The sequence below is a fragment of the Nocardioides agariphilus genome (genome assembly GCF_015352445.1).
GTDB classification, from domain to species: Bacteria; Actinomycetota; Actinomycetes; order Propionibacteriales; family Nocardioidaceae; genus Nocardioides; species Nocardioides agariphilus.
On the sequence record NZ_JADKPO010000060.1, the window covers coordinates 1 to 7,632 of the forward strand.

At 70.4% G+C, this 7,632-nt stretch carries 7 protein-coding genes; 1 reads left to right on the forward strand and 6 read right to left on the reverse strand.

Annotation, left to right across the window (positions count from 1 at the left end):
* The first annotated feature begins 531 nt into the window (after positions 1 to 531).
* Positions 532 to 1,122 carry a hypothetical protein gene (locus ISU10_RS22405; protein ID WP_194698676.1) on the forward strand — a complete coding sequence of 197 codons (591 nt, stop codon included), beginning with the start codon at positions 532 to 534 and terminating at the stop codon, positions 1,120 to 1,122.
* 53 nt (positions 1,123 to 1,175) lie between these two features.
* On the opposite strand, the gene ISU10_RS22410 is transcribed toward ISU10_RS22405, so the two are convergent.
* The 6 genes from ISU10_RS22410 to ISU10_RS22435 form a co-directional block, all read right to left on the reverse strand.
* Positions 1,176 to 1,730 (reverse strand): DUF402 domain-containing protein, encoded by a 555-nt coding sequence (locus tag ISU10_RS22410; protein WP_194698677.1) that lies wholly within the window; start codon positions 1,728 to 1,730, stop codon positions 1,176 to 1,178.
* The gene (locus tag ISU10_RS22415; RefSeq protein ID WP_194698678.1) at positions 1,727 to 2,554 is read right to left on the reverse strand and encodes an SDR family NAD(P)-dependent oxidoreductase; all 828 of its coding nucleotides are present in this window, start codon (positions 2,552 to 2,554) and stop codon (positions 1,727 to 1,729) included. Before ISU10_RS22415 ends, ISU10_RS22410 begins: the two co-directional genes overlap by 4 nt.
* A complete protein-coding gene (locus tag ISU10_RS22420; RefSeq protein ID WP_370865796.1) occupies positions 2,551 to 4,032 on the reverse strand; it encodes a flavin-containing monooxygenase in 1,482 nt (493 codons plus the stop codon). The genes ISU10_RS22415 and ISU10_RS22420 overlap by 4 nt, the downstream gene beginning before the upstream one ends.
* Positions 4,029 to 5,228 (reverse strand): bifunctional glycosyltransferase family 2/GtrA family protein, encoded by a 1,200-nt coding sequence (locus ISU10_RS22425; RefSeq protein WP_194698679.1) that lies wholly within the window; start codon positions 5,226 to 5,228, stop codon positions 4,029 to 4,031. Before ISU10_RS22425 ends, ISU10_RS22420 begins: the two co-directional genes overlap by 4 nt.
* Positions 5,225 to 7,177 (reverse strand): ArnT family glycosyltransferase, encoded by a 1,953-nt coding sequence (locus ISU10_RS22430; RefSeq protein ID WP_194698680.1) that lies wholly within the window; start codon positions 7,175 to 7,177, stop codon positions 5,225 to 5,227. Before ISU10_RS22430 ends, ISU10_RS22425 begins: the two co-directional genes overlap by 4 nt.
* A 155-nt stretch (positions 7,178 to 7,332) precedes the next feature.
* A partial coding sequence (locus ISU10_RS22435; protein ID WP_228501775.1) for an HNH endonuclease signature motif containing protein occupies positions 7,333 to 7,632 on the reverse strand: 300 nt, incomplete at its 5' end.

Consider the following 7,632-nt stretch of genomic DNA (forward strand, 5'->3'; position numbering starts at 1 on the left):
GCAACCTCCTCAACCAGCGGAGCGACGCAACCCCGCCCGATGGTTTCGAGACGGTTGCTGCGCAACCTCCTCAACCAGCGGAGCGACGCAACCCCGCCCGATGGTTTCGAGACGGTTGCTGCGCAACCTCCTCAACCAGCGGAGCGACGCAACCCCGCCCGATGGTTTCGAGACGGTTGCTGCGCAACCTCCTCAACCAGCGGAGCGACGCAACCCCGCCCGATGGTTTCGAGACGGTTGCTGCGCAACCTCCTCAACCAGCGGAGCGACGCAACCCCGCCCCATGGTTTCGAGACGGTTGCCGCGCAACCTCTCAACCAGCGGAGCTGGGCAACCTCCTCAACTCGTGACCACCCCTCGGTGGTTGAGGAAGGCGCGCTAGCGCGTCACCAACTCCACGGCTGACCCATAGAACCGCGGATCGTCGGGAGACCGACAGACCCTGCGCGGCCGTGGCCCACACCCTGGTGCCCTCAATCAACGCCGACGGCCCGACAAGCGGGGCGTCGCTCTCACCAGGAGGTGATCCGCATGAACATCTCGACAGTCATCGCACGCAAGGCCGGGCTCGCTCGGCGAGGACTCGTCCCACTGGGCCTGCTGGCCGCGACGGCCGCCTCGACCCTGGCGCTCGGCGCCTCGCCGGCCTCAGCCGCCGAGTTCACCGCGGCCGATCGCGAGCCCTACGTCGAGGCGACCGCTCCGATGCTCGTGGGCCGGGACCGGGTCTTCGCCAGCGGACCCGGCGAGGTCGTGACCGAGGCCATCGAGTACGGCGGCCTGCTCGTCGGGGCGTCGCCGGCGTCGAGCGATGAGCAGCAGGTGAACGTGATCTACGTCCTCGAGCGCTTCGACGGCGCTGTGTGGAAGGTGGTGGACAGCTCGCTGCGCGTCGTCGAGGTCAAGGGCTTCGAGCGCACGTTGGTCGGCCGTGGCGTCTACACCCCGCCGACCCAGGTCACGCATCTGTACCGGATGACCTATCACCTCGGCTGGTACGACAAGGCAACCGGGGATGCCCTGGTCAGCGGCGTCGTGAACGCCGACGGGAGCGGGGACAGTGTCTGCGTCACCCTGCGGACCGAGTGCGAGTCGACCGCCGACGGGAAGCTCCGCATGTGACGGCCGCACGTGCCGCGGCGCGTGCCTGAGCACGTTGTCCTCGGAGTGCGTGGTCACCTCCGATGGTGTCCGGGTCTGAGGCTCCTCAGCACCTCGAACCACGGCAGTGCCGCTCCGTCGTACGGCGGGGCGGCACTGCTGATCTCTCTCACCAAGCGGTCGCACGACGCCCGGGCAGCCATGACCACCTCGGGCGGGTAGTCGAGCTCTACCTGATGCTCGGCGAACTCGTCCTCGTCGTCGACCCAGACGGTGCCGTCGAGCTCGCGCACGACGTCGAGGTCGAGGTCGACCGCCGCCACGGTCGGGCCGTCCCAGGTCGGCGGGGCGACGACGTCGACGTACACCGACAACGGCCCGCCGGGACCGTGGAAGGTCGCGAACCAGCCGCGCTCCGATTCGGGCCTCCCGACGGGTGGCACGAGTCCGAGCTGGTCGGTGGGGGAGACGTACTCCGCGCCGGGTCGGAGCATCTGGGTGCCGCGGGGAAGGCCCAGCCAGGTGCCGTGCTCGTCATCACCGAGGTAGGTGGCGTCGAACTCCCAGTGTGGCCGCTCGACCCACTTGGTCATCCGCACGTGGACGCGATCTCCGGGGACCAGCGTCACGAGCGCCGCATCCGACGGGCCTGGCGAGCGACGAGGTCCTGGTAGCGAGGGCCGACCACGCGAGCGACCTGGTGCAGCACGTGGGCGTCGAGGCCGACCAGCACGCGCGGCTTGCCGCGCAGGACTCCTCGCACGATGACCTGCGCAGCGCGCTCGGGGGGCACCTTGGCGAGTACGCCGTCGAACATCGCCACGAGGGAGTCCTTGTCCTCTCGCCGCGAGACCCGGCCACGACGCGCGATCGCCGTCTTGATGCCGCCCGGATGGACGACGGTGACACCGACCGGGTGGCGAGCGACCAGCAGCTCCTCGCGCAGCGACTCCGAGAAGCCGCGAACGGCGTACTTGGTGGCGTTGTAGAGGCTCTGGCCTGGGATCGAGACGAGACCGAAGAGCGACGACATGGTCACGACGTGACCGTCGCCGGAGGCGATCAGGTGGGGCAGGAAGGCGCGAGTGCCGTGCACCACGCCCCAGAAGTTGATGTCGACGATCCACTCCATGTCCTCGACGGCGAGGTCGCCGACCTCTCCGGTGAGCGACACGCCCGCGTTGTTGACGAGCACGTTGACGCGACCGAACTGGCCGGCGACCTCCTCGGCCCAGGCCTCCAGGGCCTGGCGCGAGGCCACGTCGACCAGGTCGCCGCGCACCTCGGACGCACCGGCGGCCTTGACCAGGTCGACGGTCTCGGCGAGCCCGTCGGCGTCGACGTCTGAGATCGCCAGCAGCGCACCGTGCTCGGCGAGCTCCACGGCGAGGGCGCGACCGATCCCCGACCCAGCGCCGGTGATCGCCACCACCTTGCCCTCGAAGGTTCTCATCGGGCGGCCCTCACGTCGTAGGCGTCGACGTCGAAGTCCTTGACCGCTCGCTTGAACGAGACGGTGCTACCCGGCCAGCTGATCGGGTTGTGGCCGTGCGCATCGAGGTACCACGACGTGCAGCCGCCGCGGACCCAGACCGTGCGGCGCATCCTGCGCTGGATGTCGGCGTTCCAGGTGCGTTGGGCCTGTGCCCGCGGCTCGATCGCTGCATAGCCGGCGCGGTGCATGGTGCGGATCGCGCCGCGGACGTAGTCGGTCAGCGCCTCGATGTAGGTGATCACCGACGTATGACCCTGGCCGGTGTTGGCGCCGAGCACGGAGAACAGGTTGGGGAAGCCGTGGGCTGTGCAGCCCTTGTACGACGCGAAGCCGGTGTCGCCCGCGGCCTCGGCGAGCGTGCGTCCGCCCCGCCCGCGGATCAGGTGGAGGATCGGCGCGTCCGTGGCGTGGAAGCCGGTGGCGAGCACCACGACATCCACCTCGCGGTCGACACCGTCGACCGTGACGATGCCGGACTCGGTGATCCGGCCGATGCGCTCGGTGATGACCTCGACGTTGGGGGAGGCAACAGCCGGGTAGTAGTCGTTGGAGGTCAGGATCCGCTTGCAGAAGACGCCGAAGCGCGGGGTCAGCTTCTTACGAAGGGCGGGGTCCTTCACGCCCTTGGCGAGGTTCAGGCGTCCCTGTTGCTCGACCGGGAGGTTGAGCCGCTGCCACCGGGTGATGCCAGGGACGAGAGCCTCGTGCGTCCAGTAGATCTTGGCTCTCACGGCCCGCAGGATCGCCGGGAACCGTCGGTAGCGACGCCGCTGCGCATCGCTGAACGGGTGCTGACCACGGGGGATCACCCACGGCGCCGACCGCTGGTAGACATCGAGGCGCGCGACGTCGGGCTGGATCGCCGGGATGACCTGGATCGCGGAGGCACCGGTTCCCACAACCGCCACCCGCTTGCCCCGAAGGTCGACCGAGTGATCCCACTGGGCCGTGTGGAACAGCGGGCCCGCGAAGGCCTGCAGGCCTTCGATGCTGGGCAGCTTGGGTGCCGAGAGGCCCCCGGTCGCGTTGATCAGGGTGGTCGAGGTCAGCTCGCCTGCCGACGTACGCACCCGCCACCGCAGGGCCTCCTCGTCCCAGGCCGCCTCGAGCAGCTCGACGCCGAAGTGGAACCGGTCCAGCACGCCGGCCTCGGCGGCGACCTTCTCCAGGTAGGCCAGGATCTCGGGCTGCGGCGAGTAGGCGTGGGACCAGTCGGGGTTGGGTGCCCAGGAGTAGCTGTAGAGGTGGCTGGGGATGTCGCACGTCGCGCCGGGGTAGGTGTTGGCCCACCACGTGCCGCCCAGCGCCGGATCCTTCTCGATGACGACGAAGTCCTCGCCGTCCTGCTGCAGGCCCACGGCCAGCGCGATCCCCGCGAACCCTGCTCCGACGACGAGGTGGTCGACGTGGCTCGGCAGGAGCAGTCCCTGGGTCACGGGCCAGACGGTACCCAGACTCTCGCCCGGCCGAAGATCCAGACCCGCATCGCCACGAACCGCATCACCGTGACGGCGAGGTTGGCGGCGGTCAGCACGCTCACCTCCACCAGCCGCGTGGCGTTCGGTGCGAGGGAATCGAGCAGCGCGAGGGAGGCCGACGTCAGCGTCAGCCCGATGGCGAAGACGATGAGGGCCTGCACGTGGTGCCGGACGGCGTCACGGCGTCCGCGAACCCCGAAGGTGAACCGGCGGTTGGCGGCGGTGTTGGCGATGGCGGTGATGAGGAGCGCCGACGCGTTGGCCGCGAGCGCGGGCATGAGGTGGCGCAGCGGCAGGAACAGCACGGCATACGCAAGGGTGCTCGCGATGCCGACCGCGGCGAAGAACGCCGCCTGCGTGCCGAGGCGCCCCTGGTCACGACGTACGCCGAGCTGGTCGCGCACGTGGTCCACGTCCACGCGCCCGCTCAGCAGCCCCCAGCCGACCCGTCGGATCCCACGCAGGTCGTCGAGGGCGGTGCGGACGACGTCGACCCGGGAGTCGGGATCGTCGACCCAGTCGACCGGGACCTCGTGGATGCGCAGGCCGCTGCGTTCGGCGAGCACCAGCAGCTCGGTGTCGAAGAACCAGGTGTCGTCCTCGACCATCGGTAGCAGCACTCGGGCCACGTCGCGACGGATCGCCTTGAACCCGCACTGCGCGTCGCTGAACCGGGCGCCGAGGGTCCCGCGCAGGATCTTGTTGTAGGTGCGCGAGATCAGCTCTCGACGCGGACCCCGTACGACCCGCGACCCCCGCGTGAGCCGCGACCCGATGGCCAGGTCCGAGTGGCCGCTGACGATCGGCGCGACCAGTGGCATCAGGGCGTTGAGGTCGGTCGAGAGATCGACGTCCATGTAGACCAGCACGTCGGCGTCGGATGCCTCCCACACGCGCTTCAGCGCCCGACCACGGCCCTTCTCCTCCAGTCGGCGCACGTCGGTCCTGTGGTTGGCCTTCGCCAGCCGGTGCGCCACCAGCGGCGTCCCATCGGTCGAGGCGTTGTCGGCGATGGTCAGCCGCCAGGTCCACGGCAGCGTGTCGAGGTAGGCCGTGACCTCCGCCACCGCCAGGGGGAGGGCGGCCTCCTCGTTGTGGACCGGGATGACGACCTCAAGGACGGGCACGGGCTCGACGGCCTCCAGGGCACTCACTGCTGGGCTCCCGCGCTGAGGTCGTAGACCGTCACGCCGTCGACCGTCTGGGCGCTGAAGTTGTCGGCCACCCACGTCGCGATGTCGGACGACGTCGAGCCACTGGCGTTCGGCCCGCCGCCGAACCCGCCATCCGATGCGATGAACCAGTGGATCTCGCCGTTGGCGACGTAGTCCTGGAACTGCGCGAGCGTCGGGCTCGGGTCGCTGCCGTTGAAGCCCCCGATCGCCATCACGGGGAGCTCGGTCGCCAGCTGGTAGCCCGCCGCGGAGTTCGAGCCGACGGCCGCGGCGACCCAGGTGTAGGACGAGGCGTCCTCGGCCAGCAACGCATCGAGCGCGTCGCTGGAGGTGCTGCCGTTGAGGAGACCGCCGGCATTGGCGCCGCCACCGGTCGTCGGACCGCCACCCATGATGGGGGCGCCGCCCGGTCCGCCGAAGCCGCCGGTCGACGCCGGACCCGCGCTCGGGATCGAGCCCGTGTGGGGTGTGGCCGCGGTGGCGAGCGAGTACGCCGTCGGTCCGGCCAGCGCCGCGATCAACGCTGCCGCCGCCACGGCCACGCCGACCTTGTGAGGCATGTGGCGCACCACGAACAGCGCCAGCGCCGTGACAAGACCGACGACCAGCACGACGTACCGGAGCCAGGGCTGCCAGTCGGTTCGGCCCAGCAGTGCGAACGTCCAGGTCGCGGTGAAGGCCGCCGCGCCAGCCATCAGAGCGGAGGCGACCAGGCTGTCGCGGTGCCGCCACAGCACGGTGGCGCCGATCCCGATGCAGGCGGCGATCGCGGGCGCGAGCGCGACCGTGTAGTAGGCGTGGAAGATGCCGGCCATCAGGCTGAAGGTCAGCCCGGTGACCGCACCCCAACCCAGCCACAACACGACTCCGGCCCTGACCGAGTGGTCGCGGCGGCCGAACCACAGGGCGCCGGCGCCGAGGATCATCGCGGCCGGGATCAGCCAGGCGACCTGGCTGCCGACGTCGCTGCCGAACAGGCGCAGCAGCCCGGTCTCGCCCCAGCCACCGCCGCCGCCTACCGAGCCGGTCTCCTCGCCGGTCAGCCGGCCGAAGCCGTTGTAGCCGAGCGTCAGCTCGAGGATCGAGTTGGTCTGCGACCCGCCGATGTAGGGGCGGTCGCTCGCGGGCCAGAGCGCGACGATCGCCACCCACCAGGCGCCCGCCGCGAGCATCGCGCCGAAGGCGACGAGCAGGTGCAGCACCCGCTTGGCCAGGGGTACGGCGGCGGCACAGAGCAGGTAGGTCAGCACCAGGGCGGGCAGCACCAAGAACGCCTGCAGCATCTTGGCCAAGAAGGCCAGCCCGACCAGAGCGCCCCCCAGTGCCAGCCAGCGGACCGGGTGCCTCCCTTCGGTGGCACGCAGCGTCGCGTACGCCGAGCCGACGAGCAGCAGCACGAGCATCGCGTCGGGGTTGTTGAAGCGGAACATCAAGACGGCGACCGGCGTCAGCGCGAGCACAGCTCCAGCGAGCAGCCCGGCCGCGGCCGAGCCCGTCGTACGCCGGACCGTCTCGTGCAACAACCAGACGGCGCCAACGCCCTCGAGCGCCTGCGGCACCAGGATGCTCCACGACGACAGCCCGAACAGCTTGACCGACAACGCCATCGGCCACAGCGCCAATGGGGTCTTGTCGACGGTGATGGAGCCGGCGGCGTCCGATGCCCCGAAGAAGAACGCCTTCCACGACTCCGCACCCGCTTGGGCGGCGGCGGAGTAGAACGAGTTGGCCCATCCGGACTCGCCCAGACCCCAGAGGTACAAGGCTGCGGTGCCGACGAGGAGGCCGGCGAGAGCCGCCCGCTCGACCGGTACGGGGAACCGGGAGAGGGCGGCGCTCGCCTGCTGGTTCCCCGGCCGGTGCGCGGTCGGCCGACCGTTGGGTCGACCTGTCGGCCGGGGACGTTCGATGGTGGGCGAAGTCGTCATGACCTCACGTTGGCCAGCAGACCTTTCCGTGCGCTCCCGTCCCGCTGTGAGTGGACTGTGGGGCGGCGAGCAGATCCAGCCGCTGGACCGCTCACCTCGCTCTGACGAAAGCGCGCAGTGACCCCGTTGCCTGGCACGGGCCTCGCCAACGGTGGTCAGGGCAGCCGCTTGCTGCCGCGTGGGGTGCGGAGGTAGTGGGTGTTGTGGGGGCCGTGCCAGTGGTAGCCCTCGGGCGTGGCGTGGTAGCGCCAGTGGCCGGCGGTTTTGGCGCGGTGGTGGCGTCGGCACAGGGCCGCGAGGTTCTCGGGGTGGGTTTGGCCGGGTGGTCCGCCTTCTTCGAGTGGCTTGTAGGGGGTGGGGTGGTCGAGGTCGCAGGTGCGGGCGTCGATGCTGCAGCGGGGGAAGATGCAGGTCTGGTCGCGCAGGATGACCAGTTCGCGCATCCAGGTGGGTGG